Here is a 19458-nt window from a genome sequence, read left to right on the forward strand (position 1 = left end):
CGACCGTATTGCGTAGGGGACGGGGGAAGGACCCGTGAAGTTGGGCGGCCATGAGAAACCCGCCTCGGCAGAGCCGGGCGGGCTGGGGTCGCACCTCTGGAAGTGAGGGAACGGATGCACTTAGCGTGTACCGGCGCCAACCTACATTTTCTCGACGCGTCGAACTTTCTCGCAAACTGTAAGTGCGGCGATCAGCAGCGACCGATTCGCCTGCCATTGCTTTCCGCCCGCCGCAAGTCCCCGCAAGCTGCTGCCTCGACCGGCGACGGCCTGAAGCACGGCGGCCTGACGTTTGGTCATCGCACCATGCATCTTCGACAGCAGCGCCCCAGCCATGCCCCGTTCGATCGCCGCCGCCATCGGAGCCTCGGGATCAGCCCAGGCCTTCCCAACCCGAGGCTCGATCGTCGCCACCCCGACCGGAGGCCGGGCCTCTTCGACCAGCTGGCGATACTCGTCCGCGATCCGCACCTGGTCATCGTCGAGGTGCCCGGCCCGATAGAGGCTGGCGATCCCATCGACCCGACGCGCACGCCGCACGGTCTGGACGTCCAGCACCGGCTGACCCTTGACCCGCGCCAGCCCGCCGTTGTCATCACGACGGAACGCGCCGACATCAACGGTCTCGATCTCGAACACCTCGCCGCGCATCTCGGCCCGCAGCAGCGTGTCCTCAATCGCCGCCTCGACGGCCGCCCCCTCGCGCGCCGCCTTCAACTGCCCCTCGACCAGACGCACCAGCGAGGCCGCCTTGCGCCGCTCGGCCAGCCCGCCGCCCGCCAACCGTTCCGCCTCGACCAGGGCGTCCCGTTGCGAAGGCCGCAAGGCCACGCCCGACACCACCACCTCGACCGGCGCCGCGACCCGCCGCGCCTGACCGGCCTCGATCTTCGCCATCTGATCGGCGCTCAGACGCATCGCCACCGCCGCCTTACCCATGCGCCGTCCCCTTCGCGATCACCGATACGCCCAGCGCCTTCAGCACCGAACCCGCCCCGTCCGTCAGCCGTTGCGCCCCGATCTTCGTGGCGGCGACGACTGCGCCGGGCCCATCGTCCCAGCGCGCGTGATTGAGGTAGCTGGCCACGCCCGCCTCGCCCATCGCGTCCAGCACGGCGGCCCGGACATGCGCCGGTCCCGCCCAGCCCGAGACGACCGGCGCCTGGGCCAACGCCCCGTCGTCCGGCAGCCATGGCATGAACCGATCCTCGTCCAGCCAGCGGTCCAGGTTCATCGCCTTGCCCCGGCCGAAGTCGGGATCACGGGCGACGCAGGCCCGGACCGCGCTCAGCAGCCGGTCGTCGCTCTCACGGCTGCGCTCGACGGCGTTGAGCCACGACGCCTCGACCCGTGGCGGAGCGACCCGTTCCGGCGCCTTCATCGCCCAAGCCTTCCCAGCGGCCTCGCTCGCACGCACGCTCGCGGAGGGTTTAAACCCTTGAGTAATTCCCTTCCCTATTTGGGTGACACCCGTGTCACCCCACGGGGTGACAGATGCGACATCTTGGGGTGACACCCTGTCACCCCGCGACCCCGGATTTTCGCCCTCTTGGGGTGACACCCTGTCACCCCGCGCGGCGGCCCGTTCGGCCTTGCGGCGGCGCGCGGTGCTGGCGTGACCCGTCTCAAGCGGCAGCTGATAATAGGGGTAGAGCCGCCCCTCCAGGTTCTTCTTGTCGCCGGTCGCCTTGATCAGGCTCATGCCTTCAAGCGCCCTCAGGCCGCGCTGGACCGACCGCTCCGACACGTCCATCTCCATGGCCAGGACCGGCACGGACGCCCAGCCCACGCCCAGCGCATCGACGTAGGACGCCAGATGCACCAGCGTCTGTTTGGCGTTGCGATCCTTGCGCCCGGCCTCATCGACGCATTCCTGCGCCTTGGCCCACGTCACCGCCACGTCACTCATGACAAGGCCCCCAGCGGCGCGCTGGGCGTCTTCAGGGCAAGGGCGCTGGTCCGCTCCATCGGAGGCAGGTCCGCCGCCGCCACGCGGGGCCGCAGCACGATCTCAGGCGCGACCACGATCCGCCCGGCATCCACGGCTTCCAGCGTGCTGATCGCCCGCCCCAGCTGCCCCATCTCGCTCAGCGTCTGGACCATCAGGGCATGCTGATGTTTCGGGTCTTCGGCCCTCAGCACCTCATCGCTGGCGACTTGGCGGCGCACGTCCGCCACCGCTCTCAGCTGCTCACGCAACAGGTTCAAGGCCGCCTCGAACGCGCCGGCCTCCCCAATCCTACTCACATCCACCCCCGTTCCTGAGCCAGCCAGGTCGGCATGGTCCAGATGTTCTCGTCGCGGCCCTCGCCGCGTTTCGCCTGTGACTTCGGCGCCCACTGCGCCTCTCGCTTGTCGTTGCTCTCGGCCAGCAGCCAGGCCTTGTCGGTCTGGTCGTGCAGCACCATCGCCAGCGCGATCTCGCCGGCCTTCGGCTGCGGCCGAGGCGTCTCGCCGAACAGGTCACGCGTCATGCTGCAGCCCTCAACCGGCGATCGATGTCGGCGCAGAACCGCGCCTCGCGCTCGATCAGGAACGTCCTCTGACCTTCGGCCAAGGCCGCGACGCCCGTGGTCCCGGATCCCGCAAACGGGTCGAGGATCAGCGCACCCGGCCGCGCGATCAGTCGCAGCAGCCAGCGCATGACGGCGATGGGCTTCACGGTCGGATGTCCCGAGCCCATCCGCTCCGCCTTCGACGCCTTGGCGCAGTAAAAGAACCGCGACGCCGACCCAGCGTCGCCGCGCGGAATCGAGGCCCGCCGCCCTGCGAACTTGCCGTAGATCTGATCCGTCATATCGCTCGGCTCATCGCCGGACAGACCGGCCAGCTGGCCCGGCGAATGCGGAAAGGCCACCACGACCTCGTCCGATCCGTCATGCAGCACGTTCGCCGGCCAACGCCCGCGCGCATCACCGCCGCGCGGACCGGGCGTCGCCGCGAAGTTCGTCGAACCCTGCTGATCATAGCGCCGCCCGGCCGAGGCCTCACCCGCCCGCGCGCCGCCATCGCCAAATCCCACCCGGCACGCATCGATATGCAGCGCCCCGACGCCCCATCGCCTCAGGTTCTGCGCCAGCGTCCCGTCCAGCGGCTTACGGGCCAGGACGATGGGTTCGAAGGCAGGCTTCAGGGCAGACCCCCAGCCTTCCCACGGCCCTCGCTGATTGTGTGACTTCGGGAAGCCCGAGCCATAGATCCACGCCAACTGGTCGCGGATCTCGAACCCGGCATCCTCGATCGCGCAGACCAGTCGGTGATAGGTCCGCGTCCCGCCGAACGCGACGATATGCGCCCCCGGCTTCAGCACCCGCAGCACCTCGGCCCAAAAGCCGGGATCGAACGCCGTCTCGCCGGTGTCCCATTGCTGCCCCATGAACCCGGCCGAGGCGCGAGCATAGGCACCGCTCGCGCCGAGTTTGGCGGGCGCCGCGTCGTTCGCCCCGAACCGCTTGCCGATGCTGACCAAGGCATAGGGCGGGTCGCAGGCGCACCCATCCAGCGAGTCCGGCGCCAGCTCGCGCAGCACCTGGCGACTGTCGCCGCAGACCACATGGCCGCTCATGCCGAGGCCTCCAGGACGAACTGGTCCAGCCGGTCTGCGCTCGGACGCGGCATCCGCCAACCGACACCCCAGATCGTGTCGATAGATCCATCCAGGCCGCGCGACCTGAGCGCGGCGCGCAGCTGGCAGATGGCTACACCTGAGGTTCGGCTGCTGTCAGCGATCGAGTCTGGATCGGGGCTGACGGCGCGAACAACGGCATCCGGCGTCACGATCTGACCGGCCCGACGAACCATCAGGCGCGCCAACCTCGCTACACCAGGGCGCGCACGAAGAGACCGCCGCCACCGCACATCCACTTCCTGGTCGTCGCTTAGCTTGCCGTCATCCTCGGCCTGTCGCCGCCACTCTGTCAGCTCATCCTTCAGCCGCGCGTTCTCGGCCGCCAGCACGCCGCAGCGATCACACATCGGCCGCTCGCTCCCGAAACGCCGCCTTGATGTCGGCCATGTCGGTCGAGGTCAGACCTTGGAGTTCGGCGTGCGCGCCCTCTCGCAAGCGCGCTGCGCCGCAGACGAACCATGACGAGAGGCTGTCGGTCATCCGGTAGATGGCGACCATGCGGCCATCCACGTCGAACACGGCGGTAATCGCGCCGTCCTCATCGACCTCCGCAACCGACAGGACCGTCCAACCGGACGTGCCCTGAATCTGAAGGACCACCAGATCACCGGGCGATGCCGGTGTCATGCGCGATCGAGGCGCTTTCCGCTCCGTCACGGCGTCACCGTCGCGATCTCGGCGAAGGCGATCAGCGCATCGCACTGATCCATCCAGGTCCGCCAGCGCAGGGCGGCGAAGGCCTCGGGATCATGATCGGCCGCGCGGAAGGCCAGGACGTCGCGCGAGCAGTTCATCCGATCGACGCCGAACATTTTGCCGGCCCGGCTGGTGACGCCCAGCACCACGCCGTCATCGTCGACGATGGCGACGGGCCAGGCCGCCCACAGACCGATCACGGCGTTCAGGCAGAAGACGACAATGTCGCCCACGGCCGCGACGCGACGCATGCCGACAGGCTCGCCCGCCGGGCGAGCGGGGAATTCGACAGTGTCGGCGGTCATGGCTCGGCCTGCCCGTCGTCAGTCGATTTTAGGACGGAGACGTAGGCGGTGAACGAAGGCTCCGGCACGCCAATGGTCCGAGCGACTTGCGCGTCAGCTTTCCACTTCTCGAAAGCGGCCATGATCTTTCGTGCGTCGTCCACATCGCAGATCAAGTTCGATGTGCAGTCCGACAGCCATTGAGCGATTGACTGATGCGTTCGCTCTTCCGGCTGACCACGCAGATACGGACCCAAGCATCCCCGCCAATAATCGGAGTATGTTTGCGTGGCCTCATGCGCTTCGTTCAGCGCCCGCCGGTGCGCATTCTCGAGATCGCTCATGCCGCCCTCGCTAGTTCGGGCTTCAGGCGATCCGACAGGGCCTCAATATCGACGCCGAACAGGTCCGCCAGATCCGCGACCGACACGCCGCGCGCGATGTAGATCCGGGACCAGCGCACGATGTTGGCGTTGACCGCCTTCAGCGTCTCGACCGCCGACGTCCCCTTTGCCGTCCGCCCACGAACCGGGTTTGTCGCGACCGGCCGGGGTCGCTCGATGTCGCGGGGTCGGGGCGGGACGAGGGGCGGCGGTTTCGGCGCTGGCGGCGGATCAGCCGGGCGATCCGGGCGCGCCTGAACCGGCGAGGGCTTACGCGCCGACGCATCCGCGCCCGCCGCCTTTTGCTGTGGGCGCTCGTCCTCCAGCAGGCCGCCGGTCCGCAGGGCCTCTGCGATGGTCAGCAGCCCGTCCGTCCCGATGTCCGCGCTGCGCAGCATCGACGGGGCCAGGCGCGTCGCCTCGACCTGGAAGACGCCGGCGACATCGCGCGGTTTCAGCCTCAGCGCGGTCATCAACCCCGCCGCCGCGATCAACCGCACCCGCTTGTTGCCGTGCGCCGGGCCGAACACGCCCTGCGGATCGGTCCTCGTCATCCGGCACGCCGCCACGATCGCGAGCGCCACATGGGCGGCCGTCATCTTCTCTGTCATCCCCACACCTCCGGTCGGCCGCGATGGGCCTGACGAAAATCCCGGTCCGCCAGGCCGGTCAGCTGCTGATCCAAAAACATCGAAAGGCCCGCGACCGAGGCCGCCAGACGACGCCGCACCTCGCCGGGCGTCTCGCGCCGGGCAAAGGCCTTGGCGGTCAGGACAAAGGCCTTCGCCGCATCCGTGGTCGCCGCTCCAGCCTCGCGTGCAAACACCTCGGTCGAGGCGGCGTTGACCCGGTTGCCCAAGCTGGCCAGCCGCAACTCCGCATCCTGCCCGCACGTCTCTTCGGCCGCATCGTCGGCGCAGGCCTTGGCCAGCTCGACCAGACCGCGCCAATCGGCCCGGCTCTTCACCCCAGCCGGTCGCGCCTGCGATTTGCCGGGGCGCCGGTTCACTGATCGGACTCCCAGGCTTCGATCATCCGCGACACCGCGACCAGGTCGTCGGTTGTCAGGCCGAACCCCTTGGGTCGGAAGGCCAGACCCAGCCGTTCCTTGGCCTCGGCCCGCGCCGCCTTGCAGGCGTCCTGGGCCGCCCCGCCTCCGGCGATGCCGCGCGCCAGGTCGTCACCAGATATCACCGCCCCATTGGCCTGCCACAGGCGCGCGACGATGACCGCCGTATCGCGCCGCAACCCGCCCTTCATCAGGGCCTGTTCCGCCTTCTGTCGCGGCGACAGCGCCATCACGGTGGGTGCGGGCAGGGGCGGCAGGGCGGTATCGAACTTGCGCCTCAGCTCGATCTCCGGGCACCCGGTCATCGCCGAGATCGCGCCCCAGCTGGCCCGCAGCGCCCGTTTGGACATCACGAAGTCCGCGTCCACGAAATCCGCGCGCGTCGTCATGCGTATTGCCCCAGCTTCTGATCCAGCCCGTCGATCAGGGCCGCGTGACGCGCCGTGGCGTCGCCGATGTCCGAGCGCCAGAACTTCAGCAGCGGCTCGCTGGCCACCTTGACCGGGGCCTCCCGCAGTCGCGCCCGCACCATTGGCGGCAGGTCGTCAAAGGCGGCCATGTCCTTGTTCGGCGTCGTCGGGCACAGGCCCAGGCCGGTATGGAATCCGTTGTCGCTCACGATGCCGACCCCACGCCCTTGGGCCGCATGGCGACCGCCAGGGCCTCGCGCGCCTGGTGTAGTTCCTCGAAGAATGCATCCAGCATCACGCCGATCTCGGCGCCCTCGCGCGGATCGACCTGACCATCCGCCATCGCCGCCCGCACCGCCTTGGACAGGTCGCCGCCGCGCTCGATGACATCGGCCACCTCGTCTCGCAGGCACCCGACCACGTCACCGGCCGGCCGGACCTCGGTCATGGCGGCCGTGATGAGCGGTTCGCCGCAGTAGTCTTGCAGGCACAGCACGATGTCGATCGGCAGGAAGTCGGGCGTATCGGGCCGCTGGCACCGCGACAGGTGCGGCACGGAATAGGGCCGGCAAGACGCCGCGCAGGCGGCCGAGGCCTCCTCCAGACCGCCGCACGCCTTGATCAGCAGCTTCGTCTTCAGCTTCAGCCAGCGGTTGGGTGCGACCTCGCTCATGCGATCCCCCCAGCATTGCGCAGGGTGGGCGCATGGCGGCTTCCGGCGGGCGGCGACTCAGCCTTCTCTCGACGACCCTCAATCTCGGAGACATCGTCATGGCCGCCCACGACACCGACGTCGTGATCGCCGTCCGCCTCGCGGACGGGACACCCGTCAGGTTCACCCTCTTTCCCGTCGGTCGGCCGCCCATCGGCCAGCCCCGCACACGCGGGGTCAAGGTGCAGTTCCTCGGGCCCAAGTCGCCCGGCGATCTCTATCTCGACGTCGTCGTCACGCGAGACGACACGGATCTGGACGCCGCCCGGCGCGCCCTCGAACTCCTCATCGCCGTCGGGTCCGCCTTTCCAGGTGCAACGCTCACCCAGGGGTGACAGCGGCAGAACCAGCACGCCTTCGCGATCCGGCCCGAACAGCCATCGCGTGAACAGCCGCGCGACGACCGCCCCGGTCATCCGCACATCGACGACCTTGTCCGCCCCCTGGAAGCGCAGGGTGAAGGCCGCGCCGTCGCGGGCGCAGATGGCTTCGTAATCCAGGACCGCGCTCATGCCGCATCCTCTGCTGGGGAGAAAACGGCCAAGCTTTTCTCGGCGCCACGATCCGCGCCCGGCGCCACAACCGCGTCATTAGACGACAGGGGCGACGCGCCATGATTACGACCAACGAGAATCCGAAGACCCTCACGTGCCGCCAAGAAGCTGCGAAGGTTCGGAGACGAGGCACCGTTGCGCCACCTGAACCACGTGGAAGGGTTCAGCCCCCCAGCCTCGACGGCAGCGGCGGGCGTGACGCCGGCGGCGGCGCACTCGTTCTCGAAGTCGGCGATCTCTGGAGACATGGCGCGCAAAGTGACGCATTAATGCAAGCGTCGTCAAGCGCAGTAATGCAAGTCGCCGAAACAGGCTCGAACTTGCAACAATGCAAGCCCATGACGACAGCCGCCGCCATCCGCTCCTGGCTTCAGGAAACACTGACTGACACCGGCCTTACGGTGAAGCAGTGGGCTAAACGTGCGGGCGTTGCGGAGTCCACGATCCACCGCGCGCTCAAGGAAGACTATCAGTACGTCACCTCCAGCCGCACGCTCTCGCGGCTGGCGTCCGCGATTGGCGTATCGGCGCCCGAGACCAACAGCTCCGAACCGCAAATGGTGGGGGCTGAGTTCTTGCCGATCCGATACGAAGTGGGCGCCGGCAACTGGCAGGAGATATCTGACAGCCAGGTCTTCTATGGCTCGGGCACAGTCGCCCCCGACCCCGCCTATGCCAGCTTCCCGCAGTGGCTCGAACGTGTGTCCGGCGATTCAATGGATCGTGAGTATCGCGACGGCGAGCTGATCCACGTCGTGGACGCCTTTGCCCTTGGCTATGCGCCCCAGCACGGCGATCACGTCGTCTTGGTCCGTCGCCGCAATAACGGGGCCGAGATGGAGCGGACGGTCAAGGAGGTCGTGCGGACCCAGGCCGGCGCCTTCGAGTTCTGGCCTCGGTCGCTGAACCCCCGCTGGCGTGAGCCAGTGCGCCTTATTGACGGCGTGGAAGAGGATCCATCGATCGAAATCGAGGTCGCTGCCTTGGTCATCGGTAGCTACCGGCCCCGCCGGCGGTAGGTCAGAACATAGCCGCAGGGAACCCGCTGAACGCTGCGGCTCGGCATGACCCGGCGACCTTTACCCACATCGAAACTGGTCGGCGCATGCTCACGTCGGACCGCCAAGCTCCGGTAACGCGCGAAACGGTTTGCAGCGCGTAGCGTCCAGGGCCGCCCGGCGCCTGGCCGTCCCTATCCAGCACCAAAGCGTCAGCAGACGCCTCGGCGATAGTTTCAGTGCGGCTACAATCGTCCGCACACCAACGGCCGGCTTCGAGGTCGATTCTGATACGGCGCACAACAGGCGTCCCCGCAGGATCACCGTCTGAGGTCACGACTCCCTCACACAATAAATCGAACCTGTCGCTTGGTTGCGAAGCCGCGACCTGTGTCGTGAGCGCAGCGGCGAAAACTAGGGTTGCGAGCATGTGTGAGCCTCCACCGCCAACCTAACGGGCACGACCCTGCCGAGCCACTTGCATAAATGCTCTTGACTGGCGACTTGCATTAATGCGAGCGTCTGCCTCGTCCGCACCGACGAGGCGTCACCCTAGCGCCACCGGCAATCCCGCCGGGTCGGTGCGGACACCCACCCACGGGAGCGTCCGCGCCATGACCAACGTTCTGCCCTTTCCGACGAACCCGGTTCGTCACCTGTCCTTCGGATCGACCCAGCGCCTGGCGCATCGGGTCGATGCCGTGGTCGCTCGCTCGATCCGCCCCGGCGTTGATCGCGTCGCCGACTGCGTCCTGGCGCTTGAGGCGTCCGGCCTGCACGAACCCTGCATCCTCGCGACCCGCAACATCGCCCGCGAGATGCGCGTCGCCGTCGTCACGCCCGGTTACGACCGACTGCTGACCCCGACCGAGGCCCGCGACGTCGCCAACACCCTGCGCGCCGACAACGCCATCGCCGGAGGCTGGTCCACCGCCCTTCGCCTGGACCAGGTCGCGGACGAGGCCGATCGCCGCCCGCCGAACGGCGGCCCGCTGGATCCCCGACCGAACCACACCGGCGCCCGCTTCATCATTCTCGCCATCCTGATCGCGACGGCCGTCCTGGCCTTGCGCGCCTTCGCCTGACCGGACCCCGAACCCAACCATGTCCATGCTCGAACTGAACATCCTCGCCGTCCAGAACGCCGACGTCTTGCGCGCCCTGGCCTCGCCGGCTGACCGACGCGCCACGCCGACAATCACCACCCTCGCAGCCTCGATCGGCCGCGACCAGTCCAACCTCGGCAAGACGCTCAAGGGCATGGTCACGGCCGGCCTCCTGCTGCCGGATCCGATGGCGGACGGCCTGACCTCGGACGGCCTGTTGCAGCTGGAGGCGATCAACCGCGCCGAGACGGCCAGCGCAGGCGGCGACGCCATGCCCGACGGCCTTTTGGCCCTGCGCCACGACCAGATCTTGCCCGACCCGGACAACGCCCGTCAGGACTGGACCAGCGACGACGCCAAGGATGAGCTGGACGCCTTGCGCGCCGACATCGTCAAGAACGGCCTGCTGCAGAACCTGGTCGTGCGCCCCATGGCCGCCGACGACCTTCAGGACGCGACGATCACTGTCGTCACCCCGGCCGGCGAACAGACCCTGCCGCGCTATCGACTGGTCGCTGGCGAACGCCGCTGGCGCGCCATCGGCGAGGCCATCAGCGATGGCGATTGGGAGCCGGAAGAGCCGATCCTGACCCGCCTGCTGGACCGCGACGCCAAGGAAACCCGCTTCGCCGCGATCGCCGAGAACCTGCTGCGCCGCAAGCTGAACCCGATCGAGAAGGCCAACGGTTTCGAGCAGCTGGCCGAGCTGGGCTTCGAGAACAAGCTGATCGCCGAACGCCTCGGCTACACCCCCGAACACGTCCAGCAGCACCGCCGTTTTTTGAAGCTGGACGAGGCCGACCAGCAGCGCATGACCCTGCCGCGCGACGATCCCAAACACCTGTCGGTCCGGGACGCCCGCCAGAAGCTGGCGGCGAAGGACAACGAACCGGCGCCCGTCGATCTGACCCCGGCCGAATGGCTGGCGACAGTCGAGACCATCTTCGCCGCCTACGAGATGACCAAATACGGGAACCTGTGGAATCAGATTGTTGTCGCTCCCGACGCCGGCACAACGCCCGAGGCTAAACGCCTGCAAGAACTTGGCGTCCTGGAATTCTCGGACATCAAGACCTTCGGGGAGCACCTTGGCCGCTTCATCGTCAAGCGCGGCTACAGCGCGCCGCACGGGATCGACTGGTGCAATCCTCGCCTTCCGGCCGGCCTGCACGGCGGGGACACCGACACGCGTCTCGCCGCGCTCCGCGAGGCCCAGGTCAAGGTCTTGGGCGATCAAGCCCCGGCTTGGGACGATGAAACGCCCGTCCTCGGCACACCTTGGCTGGCAGATCCCGGCGAGCTGACGGAGGAGGGCGCTGCTCTTGTCGAAGACGCCCGCATCGCCGCCGAACAGCGCGAGCGGGAGAACCAAGACCGCGCCGCCGCACTCGCTGCTCGCGACGCGGTTTGGGCCGAGGCGCGCCAACGTCACCTGCGCCTGCTCGCCGCCGCGCAGGAACGTCCCGAAGCCGGGCAGCCGGAAGAGGTCGTCAGCATCGCCAATGACTTGGACCGCCCCCTGCCGTGGCAGGCCCTGCCGTCCGGGATTATCGCCGCCGCCAACGGCACAACGGTCAAGACACGCGACCACTACGGCGCGCCCAGCGAGCAGGAACTGGCGATCAATCAGATGATCGTCGTCGCCGCCAACGCCGCCGGCGGCGTCTTGACCCCCACGCCCGCCGAGCCCGAAGGCCCGACCGAGGAAGAGTTCGTCGACGCCATCGCGGCCATCGCCGCCGACCGCCGCCCCGACCTGACGGACGAGCAGGCCGCCGAACTGGCGACGCAGATCCTGACCGCCTTCCTCGAAGACAACGGCGTCGCCTTTGGCGAGGACGGTTTCGACTGGACCCACGACGGCGCCGTCATCCTGACCGACGAACACCTCGCCGCCGCCGGCGACACGCCGACCGGAGGCGACGCCACGGCCGAGGCCGAGGCCGACGCTGACCAGGACGAAGCCGCCTGATGCGTCCGCCCTGGATCGAAGGCGTCGCCTTGCTGGCCGCCCACAACCTGCCGACCCCCGCACCCCGCAACCTTCATCGCCGGAGATACCGCATGTCCCACGACGTCCGCTTCGCCATCCTGACGGCGAACCCCGCCGACAAGCCCAAGGCCTTCGCTGACCTCGACGCCCTGGCCCGTCACATCCAGCGCGAGCGCGGCCTTCAGGCCCTCGAACTGATCGAGATCGAAGACCTTGAGATCGAGGGCGACACCAGCCCCCGCCGCGCCGTCTCCGTCTTCGCCCTGGACGCCGGCAACGACCGCGACCGCCTCATCGGCCACGCCTACCTCGACGGCCAGGGCATGGCCGTCCTGCAAGCCGCCCTGCGCCGTAACCGCCTCGTGATGGCCGACGACATGAAGGACGCCGCCTGATGACCGCTACGTTCATCTCAACGAGCGTGAACCACAATCGATTCGAGATAATCGATGTGCGTTTCGAGCGTAGCCACCCAGTCGTCAAGCACGTTCGGGTCAGGCTGCGTCGGCAGGATTTCTTCAATCTCGCTCAGATGCTCGATCAGCTGAATGCAGGCCATTCGCGCAGCCATTGCCGCAACAGCAGCTCTTCGGCCCGGCAACTTGTGCAGCTGAACCGCCTCGATCATTTTCAGAAGGCTGGCAAAGTTGGCCTTCTTAATTCGCGCGCTTGCAACGCTCCAATCGCCCGCTTGAGACAGGGCTTGCGCTCCGCCCACCTCAACTTGAATGGGCGTGGCCAAAAGCAAAAGCGCTTCAGCTTGGTCCGCAGTGTCCTGCTCAACAGTCTTTGCGACGACCTCGGCATCTCTAGCGTGGTCAAGCCGCTGAGCAACAAAAAGGGCGAACAGGGCGGCTACGGAGCCAACGGCCTGAACCCATGCCGCGCCGTCGTGCGCATCGAGCCAAGCCAAGAACGGATTCATCGTAGGACCGAAAGCGGCGCACCAGACGATCGTGACGATTGCGACGCACGTGGCCACCCAAGAGATAATGACGATACGCTGAGCCATTCGCTGTATACCGCACAGGTTGTGGGCGCTGTCCATGGCTGACCACACCCACATCGAATGGACCGACGCGACCTGGAACATCGTCACCGGGTGCAGCGTCGTCTCGCCGGGTTGCACGAACTGCTATGCAATGAGGCTCGCCGGCACCCGCTTGCGCGATCACCCCTCGCGCAAGGGCCTGACGACCGAGAGCAAGGCCGGGCCCGTCTGGAACGGACAAGTCCGATTCAATGCCGACTGGCTGACCCAACCGCTGCGCTGGTCAAAGCCGCGCAAGATTTTCGTCGCCGCCCATGGCGACCTGTTCCACGACGGCGTCACCGACGACCAACTGGACCAGATCTTCGCCGTGATGGCGCTGTGCCCCCAGCACGTCTTCCAGATACTGACGAAGCGACCGGAGCGGATGCTGGCCTATTTCGTCCGGCTTGCAGAATCGCAGCGGGCGCTCGACCACATGTCGTTCATCGTGCCCCAGGTGCTGGACGACGCCGCCGCCCGTATCGACGGCGCCTCGCATGGCGTTAGCTTTGACGACACGCCCTGGCCCTTGCCGAACGTATGGCTGGGCGTCAGCGCTGAGGACCAGACGCGCGCAGCCCAACGCGTGGCGATCTTGCTGGAGACGCCGGCCGCCGTGCGCTGGGTATCGGCCGAACCGCTCCTCGGCTCGATCGACTTCCGATCGCTTGAGGTCGAGCCGCCGCACCGCCGATACCGCAACGCCCTGACAGGCCAAGGCATGTCCCGCACAGACGGCCCATTCTTTGCCGAGACCCTGTCCGCGAAACTGGACTGGGTCGTCGTCGGAGGAGAGAGCGGCCAAGGCTCCCGCCCCATGCACCCGGACTGGGCGCGGCACATCCGCGATGACTGCGCCGCCGCCGGCACGCCGTTCCTGTTCAAGCAATGGGGCGACTGGACGCCGGGCGAGAACGCTCAGAACACCATCGGCCGCACGGTCGATACCGCCGATTGGTTCAATGACCAGTGGCACTTCGAAACCCTGACCTCGGCGTCGGCTGAGGGCATGCACATCGACGATGAGCCGACCTGCTACCGCGCCGGAAAGAAGGCGGCAGGCCGCCGCCTGGATGGCGTTCAGCACGACGGCTATCCGGCGGAGGTCGCTCAGTGAGGGCTCACCGCATTCAGCTGTCACGTCGCAAGGGATGGAGCCTGCCAGTCAACACCGTCGTGGTCACGCGCGGCCCTGGAAAACGCTGGGGCAATCCTTGGCGCGTCGGCGAGCCGGGCATCCCCGATGCGGCCGAGGCCGTCCGTCGGTTCCGCGTGGCGACCATGGGGTTCATGTCGAACGGATCTTTCTGCCCGCCCCTCGCGGTGCCTGACTCCTATATCGGCCGCATCATCGCCAGCGCTCACGAGCTGAGAGGTAAGAACCTCGCCTGCTGGTGCCCGCTCGACAGCCCCTGCCACGCCGACGTCCTGCTAGAGATCGCCAACCCCGCAGAGCCGGCCTGATGGTCAACTTGATTCCCCAGGCCGCCCAGGAACTATTCAAACAGGCCGCATTGATCGTCACGACCGACCAGAAGGCGTCGGTGTCTTACATCCAGCGTCGCCTGCAGATCGGCTACAACAGCGCCGCCACACTCATGGAAGCGCTGGAGGTCGCCGGCGTCGTGAGTTCGGCCGATCACGCCGGCAAGCGCGTGGTCCTCGTTCCCTCGCCTGAGCCGCGCGGCGAAGGCTCGCCGCCGCTGCTGAACGAAGCAGCCGCCGACACCGACGGACAGGACGCTCTGACGGTGACGGCGCAAGGCCGTATCCGCACCATCGTTGAGCGGCTGGAACGACTGGAAGAAGACAAGCAAGCGGTGCTCGCCGACATGAAGGAGGTCTTCGCCGAGGCGAAAGGCGAGGGCTACGACGTGAAAATCCTCCGCAAGGTCATCCGCATACGCACGCAGGACAAGGCGAAGCGTCAGGAGGAGGAGGCGATCCTCGACCTCTATCTGTCGGCGTTGGGGGAAGTCTGATGACAAACCCGGTTCGCCCCCTGGCCCACACGCTGGTCGGATGGCTGTCGTCCGGCCGGTTCGATCTCGACGACGAGAAGGCTTGCCAGGCGCAGATCCGGCAATGGCTGATCGACCGTCTGCCGATCGAGATCCAGCCGGACCTGAAGCCCGAGCACCGCCTGTCGTCCCGCGACATTCCCGACTTCTTCATCCTCGGTGTCGTGATCGAGGTGAAGATGAACAAGGCGCGGGAGGCGGACGTCATGCGCCAGCTCATCCGATATGCCGAACACCCTGAGGTCACCGACCTGATCCTGCTGACGAACCGCGCCCTCCGCGCGCCCGCTACGATCAACGGAAAACCGCTGTGCGTCATCAGCTTGGGAAGGGCCTGGCTGTGAGAACCTATGGCGCCCTTTCACTGGCGGACGACACCTGGTTGCTGGACCAGCTGGAGCCGCATGTGAAGATCCGGCTCAAGGCCATCTTCACCCACATTCCCAAGGGATCAGGCGGACCCTATGCCTTCCCCGACACGCCGGACCGCTGCGCAGATCTGACGTGGTTCGAGAGCCGCTATCCGCTGGCCATGTCCGAGGCGGACCGCGCGCGCCTCGCCGGCGAGACGGACCGCTATCGCGGCATCGTCGCCGAGTTGGAGACCATCCGCACCCAGCCCTATTTCCCCCCGCTTTTCACCGGCCTGCAACCTGGGCAGGAGGTGCGCGAGCATCAGGGCCGCGCCGTCGCCTTGTTGGAGCGCGTGGGCGGCTTGCTGGTCGGGGACGAGGTGGGCGAGGGCAAGACCTACACGACAGGCGCCGCCGCCCTGATCAAAGACGCCCTGCCGGCGGTGATCGTGTGCCTGCCCCACCTTCGCGAACAGTGGGCGCAGAAGCTGCGCGACTTCACCATGCTTCAGGTCGAGGTGCTTCAGGGGACCAAGCCGCCGACCAACGCCTCAGGCGGCCTGCTGACGCCCGACGTCCGCATCCTCGCCTACAGCCAGCTTGCTGGCTGGGCCGACGTGCTTGAGGCGACCGAGATCGGTTTGCTGGCCTTCGACGAGATGCAGGAGCTGCGACGCGGCGAGCAGGCCGAGAAAGGCAAGGCCGCCTTGCGCCTGGCCGAGGTCGCCCGGTTGAAGCTGGGGCTGACCGCCACGCCGATCTACAACTACGGCGACGAGATCTGGGAGGTGATGCGCTTCCTGCGACCCGAGGTGCTCGGGGAGAAATCCGACTTCCTGCGCGAATGGTGTTCGGCGCTGGGCAACGGCAAATACAGGGTCAACGACCCGCGCGCGCTCGGCGCCTACCTGCGGGACTGCAACAGCTTCACCCGCAAGACCAAGGATCGCGAGGGCCGGCCGAACATTCTGGTCCGCGAAATCGAACACTCGGCCGACGCCCTGGCCAGCATCGAGGACGCGGCGCGCGCCCTCGCCATCACCGCGACGACCGGCGCCTTTACCGAGCGGGGCGACGCCGTGCGCAAGCTCGATATGCTGGCCCGTCAGGCCACCGGCGTCGCCAAGGCCCGACAGGTCGCAGCCGCCGTCCGCGTCCTGGTCGAATCGGGCGAACCCATCCTGCTCTTCGGCTGGCACCGCGCCGTCTATGACATCTGGCTGAAAGAGCTAGCGGACCTGAAGCCGCGCCTGTTCACCGGCACCGAGACGCCCAAGGCCAAGGAAGCGACCAAGCGCGCCTTCCTGGAAGGCGAGACGGACCTGATGATCATGAGCCTGCGATCCGGCGCCGGCATCGACGGCCTTCAGATGCGCGCCTCGACGGTCGTGTTCGGCGAACTCGACTGGTCGCCCGGCATCCATCACCAGTGCATCGGCCGGCTCGATCGAGAGGGACAGCGCTGCTACCCCGCCCCCGTCACCGCCCTCTATCTGGTCGCCCAGGATGGCTCCGACCCGCCCATCATGGAGGTGCTGGGCGTCAAGGCCAGCCAGGCGCACGCCATCATCGATCCCGCCCTTGGCGTCCAGGCCGCCCAAGCCGACGCGAGCAAACTGCAAGGCCTGGTCGACCGTTATCTGGAGGCCGCGTGACCATGGGAGCCGCCGAACGCCTGCCGATGATCGGCCCCGTGACCGAGGCCCGCATCCAGGCCGCCTTCGCCGAGGCGGCCGTCATCACCGCCGCCGCCGCCTGCAAGGTGATCGGCTGCGACCCCAAAACCCTGCGCGAGATGACCGACGCCGGCATCATCCGGGCCGTCCGCGTGGGGGCCGGAAAGACGCGCGGTTACACCGAGGGTGACATCCGCGCCTATCTGACCGAGAGTGACGCGTCATGTCCGTCTATAAGCCAGCCAAGAGCCCCTACTTCCAATACGACTTCCAGATCAAAGGTCGTCGATTTCACGGCTCGACGGGCGTTGAAACGCGCCGCGCGGCCGAAGAAGTAGAGCGCCGCATACGCGTCCAGGCCGCCAAGGGCGAACTGGACGACGCCAGCCGCATGACCCTGGACGAAGCGGCGGCCCGTTGGTGGGACGAGCACGGATCGACGCTGAAGGGGGGCGATCGGCTTGAGGGCCGCATCGAGCGGGCGGTCAAGGCCATCGGCCCCAAGACGCCGATCGGCGAGATCACCACGGACGTCGTCGCGCGCGGGATCCAGCGCCGTCGAGGCATGACCTTCGCCAAGGCCGAGGGCAAGAGCGCCAAGCAATACCTGCCGTCCAACGGCACGGTGAACCGCGACATGATCGATAGCCTGCGACCGATCCTGATCCGTGCCCGGAAGGTATGGGGCGCGACCCTGCCGGAGATCGACTGGCAGGCGCTGCGGATGAAGGAACCCAAGCCCAAGCCCAAGGAGTTCGCCGCTGGCCAGCTGGACCTGGTGCTGGCTGAGGTGCGGCCGCACTGGCACGATCTGGTCCGCTTCGCCTCGCGCTACGGCTGCCGGCTGTCCGAACTCTTCTTCAGCCTGGACGACATCGACGTCGCCGACCCGGCGCGGGCGCGGGTCAGGCTGAGGGAACGAAAGGGCGGCGACGACCACGTCATTCCGATCCTGCCGGCCGACGCCGCCATGCTGGCCGCGCGCAAGGGCAGGGCGCAGGCCGCCAAACTGGACACCGTGTGGTTCCGGGAGATGAAGCCGCCCAAGTTCGGCCAGGCCAAGCTCCGCGCCCTGACCTACAACGGCGCCTCGATCGCCTTGCGCCGCGCCATGACGACGTCAGGACTTCGCGCCAGCAAGGGCATGAAGGGCGCCCACGACCTGCGCCACCACAGCGCCATGACCGCCCTCCGCGCGACCGGCAACATCCGCATGGCCCAGCGCCTGCTCGGCCACGCCGATATCAAATCGACCATGGTCTACGCCCACGCCGTCGAGGACGACGTGCGCGCCGCGCTTGAGGCAATGTCCCGGAATAGTCCCGAACCCGTTTCGGACGCCCCCGAAAAAGCGGCGACGGAACAACCAACTAAGCGGTCGGGCACGGACGCTTCATAACCCACAGGTCGGCGGTTCGATCCCGCCTCCAGTCACCATTTTATTGTTCGGATGATCATTGTTACGGCTCTCCTCGGTGACCTAACTTTGTGCGAAGTTCATCCGGGGCGTGTCCGTCGGTCGCCCCCTGCTCGACACGGGGAAGAAGATGATCATTGCTGCATTTTTGAGCGCCAGCCTTATGGGGCAGGAGGCAGGACCTCCGATCATCACGCCCGCAAACTCTGACGCTGCGGAAGCCGTGGTCGCATTCATGGGTCTGGGGAGATACTCCGGTATTTGCGCCGCTCACCTACCTGCCGGCGCCAAGGAGCGCCTCGATGGCCTAACCTCCGATCAGGCGCCGTCAGGTGTGCCGGCGTGGCTGATCTCCAGCTTCAAGCAGGGGTATGAGCAAGGTCTGGCAGACCCTACCCGACCAGACAAGACTGCTGCCGAATGTAGAGACATGGAGCGCGCGGCAAACGCCAGAATGCAAGCTGTCGCACAACGGCTAAAAGGCCGCAGCTAAGGGGTTATGGTACAGTTCCGCTATCCACCCTTAGCGTATCGGGAAGTCAGATGATGGGCTGTGCGTGCTTTTGCAGGCTCAATCACCCCGCTGTTTGGCGCGGTGATTGAGCCTGTTTCAGCAGGCGATGTGCATCACAGGAGATGTGGGTCTAAGAACGATCCCGCCTCCAGTCACCACTTTCCAAGAGGTCGGCAGGGCTAGAGTGGTCCAGGGCCGATGCCGACGATCCCGCGATCATACTGAACATTGTTGCGGCTCTGGATGTCTTCCAGTTCCTTGCGCTTGGCCTGGACCAGCGCAGCGTATTGTTCCGGCGTGTAGCAAATAGTTTGCTCCAGCCTGCGGCCTGTCAAGGCGCGCCGTTCGCAGACGCGACGTGCGCGGGCCGGCGCCGGCTGCTCCGCCGCACCCGCTTGGGGTGAAGTCGGTGTCGTGACGGGTGGGGTTTGAGCGGACGCTTGAAACGCGAGCGCGGCGACGAAAATGAGAGGCGTTGAGAACATGGCTTTTCTCCCTGATCCGCCAAGCTCTCATGTCTTCGCTCGCCTGGCAAATCCGACGGACCATCGGCAGGGACTTACGGTTGCGGCGCCGTTGTCGTTATGACGGGTTCGCGGTTTGAAATGGCG

At 67.1% G+C, this 19458-nt stretch carries 29 protein-coding genes and 1 pseudogene; 13 read left to right on the forward strand and 17 right to left on the reverse strand.

All coding sequences use genetic code 11. The features are described from left to right. Positions 1–141: 141 nt before the first annotated feature. Genes ACP693_RS03315 through ACP693_RS03385 form a run of 15 tightly spaced genes read right to left on the reverse strand, consistent with a single transcriptional unit; the run spans position 142 to position 7694 of the window. On the reverse strand, positions 142–939 hold the full coding sequence (locus tag ACP693_RS03315; RefSeq protein ID WP_426019004.1) for a hypothetical protein: 798 nt from the start codon (positions 937–939) through the stop codon (positions 142–144). After that, positions 932–1909: a hypothetical protein gene (locus ACP693_RS03320; protein ID WP_426019001.1), complete on the reverse strand. Its 978-nt coding sequence runs from the start codon at positions 1907–1909 to the stop codon at positions 932–934. Before ACP693_RS03320 ends, ACP693_RS03315 begins: the two co-directional genes overlap by 8 nt. Next, positions 1906–2247, reverse strand: coding sequence for a hypothetical protein (locus ACP693_RS03325; RefSeq protein ID WP_426018999.1), 342 nt, complete (start codon positions 2245–2247; stop codon positions 1906–1908). Before ACP693_RS03325 ends, ACP693_RS03320 begins: the two co-directional genes overlap by 4 nt. Beyond that, complete coding sequence (locus ACP693_RS03330) at positions 2244–2474, reverse strand: hypothetical protein (protein WP_426018996.1); 231 nt, start codon at positions 2472–2474, stop codon at positions 2244–2246. The genes ACP693_RS03325 and ACP693_RS03330 overlap by 4 nt, the downstream gene beginning before the upstream one ends. Next, positions 2471–3565 carry a DNA-methyltransferase gene (locus tag ACP693_RS03335; protein WP_426018993.1) on the reverse strand — a complete coding sequence of 365 codons (1095 nt, stop codon included), beginning with the start codon at positions 3563–3565 and terminating at the stop codon, positions 2471–2473. The genes ACP693_RS03330 and ACP693_RS03335 overlap by 4 nt, the downstream gene beginning before the upstream one ends. Then, complete coding sequence (locus ACP693_RS03340) at positions 3562–3975, reverse strand: helix-turn-helix domain-containing protein (protein ID WP_426018990.1); 414 nt, start codon at positions 3973–3975, stop codon at positions 3562–3564. Before ACP693_RS03340 ends, ACP693_RS03335 begins: the two co-directional genes overlap by 4 nt. Continuing rightward, positions 3968–4255, reverse strand: a complete 288-nt coding sequence (locus ACP693_RS03345) for a hypothetical protein (RefSeq protein WP_426018987.1) — start codon at positions 4253–4255, stop codon at positions 3968–3970. The genes ACP693_RS03340 and ACP693_RS03345 overlap by 8 nt, the downstream gene beginning before the upstream one ends. Positions 4256–4281: 26 nt before the next feature. After that, complete coding sequence (locus ACP693_RS03350) at positions 4282–4629, reverse strand: hypothetical protein (RefSeq protein WP_426018984.1); 348 nt, start codon at positions 4627–4629, stop codon at positions 4282–4284. Continuing rightward, positions 4626–4952 (reverse strand): hypothetical protein, encoded by a 327-nt coding sequence (locus tag ACP693_RS03355; RefSeq protein WP_426018981.1) that lies wholly within the window; start codon positions 4950–4952, stop codon positions 4626–4628. The genes ACP693_RS03350 and ACP693_RS03355 overlap by 4 nt, the downstream gene beginning before the upstream one ends. Further along, positions 4949–5602 (reverse strand): hypothetical protein, encoded by a 654-nt coding sequence (locus ACP693_RS03360; RefSeq protein ID WP_426018979.1) that lies wholly within the window; start codon positions 5600–5602, stop codon positions 4949–4951. Before ACP693_RS03360 ends, ACP693_RS03355 begins: the two co-directional genes overlap by 4 nt. Further along, entirely contained in the window at positions 5599–6000 is a 402-nt protein-coding gene (locus tag ACP693_RS03365; protein ID WP_426018977.1) for a hypothetical protein, read from the reverse strand. The genes ACP693_RS03360 and ACP693_RS03365 overlap by 4 nt, the downstream gene beginning before the upstream one ends. Beyond that, on the reverse strand, positions 5997–6449 hold the full coding sequence (locus tag ACP693_RS03370; RefSeq protein ID WP_426018975.1) for a hypothetical protein: 453 nt from the start codon (positions 6447–6449) through the stop codon (positions 5997–5999). Before ACP693_RS03370 ends, ACP693_RS03365 begins: the two co-directional genes overlap by 4 nt. Further along, a complete protein-coding gene (locus ACP693_RS03375) occupies positions 6446–6679 on the reverse strand; it encodes a DUF6525 family protein (RefSeq protein WP_426018972.1) in 234 nt (77 codons plus the stop codon). Before ACP693_RS03375 ends, ACP693_RS03370 begins: the two co-directional genes overlap by 4 nt. Continuing rightward, entirely contained in the window at positions 6676–7143 is a 468-nt protein-coding gene (locus ACP693_RS03380; protein ID WP_426018969.1) for a hypothetical protein, read from the reverse strand. The genes ACP693_RS03375 and ACP693_RS03380 overlap by 4 nt, the downstream gene beginning before the upstream one ends. Next, positions 7140–7694, reverse strand: coding sequence for a hypothetical protein (locus tag ACP693_RS03385; RefSeq protein WP_426018967.1), 555 nt, complete (start codon positions 7692–7694; stop codon positions 7140–7142). Before ACP693_RS03385 ends, ACP693_RS03380 begins: the two co-directional genes overlap by 4 nt. A gap of 380 nt (positions 7695–8074) precedes the next feature. Between ACP693_RS03385 and ACP693_RS03390 the strand changes: the two genes are divergently transcribed. The 4 genes from ACP693_RS03390 (at position 8075) to ACP693_RS03405 (ending at position 12228) form a co-directional block, all read left to right on the forward strand. Further along, complete coding sequence (locus ACP693_RS03390; protein WP_426018964.1) at positions 8075–8755, forward strand: LexA family protein; 681 nt, start codon at positions 8075–8077, stop codon at positions 8753–8755. 593 nt (positions 8756–9348) lie between these two features. Then, on the forward strand, positions 9349–9819 hold the full coding sequence (locus ACP693_RS03395; protein WP_426018962.1) for a hypothetical protein: 471 nt from the start codon (positions 9349–9351) through the stop codon (positions 9817–9819). 19 nt (positions 9820–9838) lie between these two features. After that, entirely contained in the window at positions 9839–11812 is a 1974-nt protein-coding gene (locus ACP693_RS03400; protein ID WP_426018960.1) for a ParB/RepB/Spo0J family partition protein, read from the forward strand. After that, positions 11812–12228 (forward strand): hypothetical protein, encoded by a 417-nt coding sequence (locus ACP693_RS03405; protein ID WP_426018958.1) that lies wholly within the window; start codon positions 11812–11814, stop codon positions 12226–12228. The genes ACP693_RS03400 and ACP693_RS03405 overlap by 1 nt, the downstream gene beginning before the upstream one ends. Positions 12229–12245: 17 nt before the next feature. Here the strand turns inward: ACP693_RS03405 and ACP693_RS03410 are convergent, their stop codons facing one another. Further along, positions 12246–12881, reverse strand: a complete 636-nt coding sequence (locus ACP693_RS03410) for a hypothetical protein (RefSeq protein ID WP_426018956.1) — start codon at positions 12879–12881, stop codon at positions 12246–12248. Between ACP693_RS03410 and ACP693_RS03415 the strand changes: the two genes are divergently transcribed. The 9 genes and pseudogenes from ACP693_RS03415 (at position 12880) to ACP693_RS03455 (ending at position 18826) form a co-directional block, all read left to right on the forward strand. Continuing rightward, the gene (locus tag ACP693_RS03415; protein WP_426018954.1) at positions 12880–13983 is read left to right on the forward strand and encodes a DUF5131 family protein; all 1104 of its coding nucleotides are present in this window, start codon (positions 12880–12882) and stop codon (positions 13981–13983) included. The genes ACP693_RS03410 and ACP693_RS03415 overlap by 2 nt on opposite strands. Then, on the forward strand, positions 13980–14330 hold the full coding sequence (locus tag ACP693_RS03420) for a DUF4326 domain-containing protein (RefSeq protein ID WP_426018953.1): 351 nt from the start codon (positions 13980–13982) through the stop codon (positions 14328–14330). Before ACP693_RS03415 ends, ACP693_RS03420 begins: the two co-directional genes overlap by 4 nt. Next, positions 14330–14521 (forward strand): annotated as a pseudogene (locus ACP693_RS03425) (DNA translocase FtsK); the annotation flags it as partial. The gene ACP693_RS03420 and the pseudogene ACP693_RS03425, both read left to right, overlap by 1 nt. Before the next feature lie 51 nt (positions 14522–14572). Next, the gene (locus tag ACP693_RS03430; RefSeq protein WP_426019638.1) at positions 14573–14848 is read left to right on the forward strand and encodes a DUF2312 domain-containing protein; all 276 of its coding nucleotides are present in this window, start codon (positions 14573–14575) and stop codon (positions 14846–14848) included. Beyond that, entirely contained in the window at positions 14848–15231 is a 384-nt protein-coding gene (locus ACP693_RS03435; protein ID WP_426018951.1) for a hypothetical protein, read from the forward strand. Before ACP693_RS03430 ends, ACP693_RS03435 begins: the two co-directional genes overlap by 1 nt. Continuing rightward, a complete protein-coding gene (locus ACP693_RS03440) occupies positions 15228–16895 on the forward strand; it encodes an SNF2-related protein (RefSeq protein ID WP_426018949.1) in 1668 nt (555 codons plus the stop codon). Before ACP693_RS03435 ends, ACP693_RS03440 begins: the two co-directional genes overlap by 4 nt. Beyond that, positions 16892–17254, forward strand: a complete 363-nt coding sequence (locus tag ACP693_RS03445; protein WP_426018947.1) for a helix-turn-helix domain-containing protein — start codon at positions 16892–16894, stop codon at positions 17252–17254. The genes ACP693_RS03440 and ACP693_RS03445 overlap by 4 nt, the downstream gene beginning before the upstream one ends. Then, positions 17140–18315, forward strand: coding sequence for a tyrosine-type recombinase/integrase (locus tag ACP693_RS03450; RefSeq protein WP_426018946.1), 1176 nt, complete (start codon positions 17140–17142; stop codon positions 18313–18315). The genes ACP693_RS03445 and ACP693_RS03450 overlap by 115 nt, the downstream gene beginning before the upstream one ends. A 148-nt stretch (positions 18316–18463) precedes the next feature. Beyond that, positions 18464–18826 carry a hypothetical protein gene (locus ACP693_RS03455; RefSeq protein WP_426018944.1) on the forward strand — a complete coding sequence of 121 codons (363 nt, stop codon included), beginning with the start codon at positions 18464–18466 and terminating at the stop codon, positions 18824–18826. Positions 18827–19026: 200 nt separating this feature from the next. Here the strand turns inward: ACP693_RS03455 and ACP693_RS03460 are convergent, their stop codons facing one another. Next, complete coding sequence (locus ACP693_RS03460) at positions 19027–19182, reverse strand: hypothetical protein (RefSeq protein ID WP_426018943.1); 156 nt, start codon at positions 19180–19182, stop codon at positions 19027–19029. Positions 19183–19458 lie beyond the last annotated feature (276 nt).

Origin of the sequence: Brevundimonas sp. TWP1-3 (assembly GCF_049896085.1) — a bacterium.
Classification (GTDB): Bacteria; Pseudomonadota; Alphaproteobacteria; order Caulobacterales; family Caulobacteraceae; genus Brevundimonas.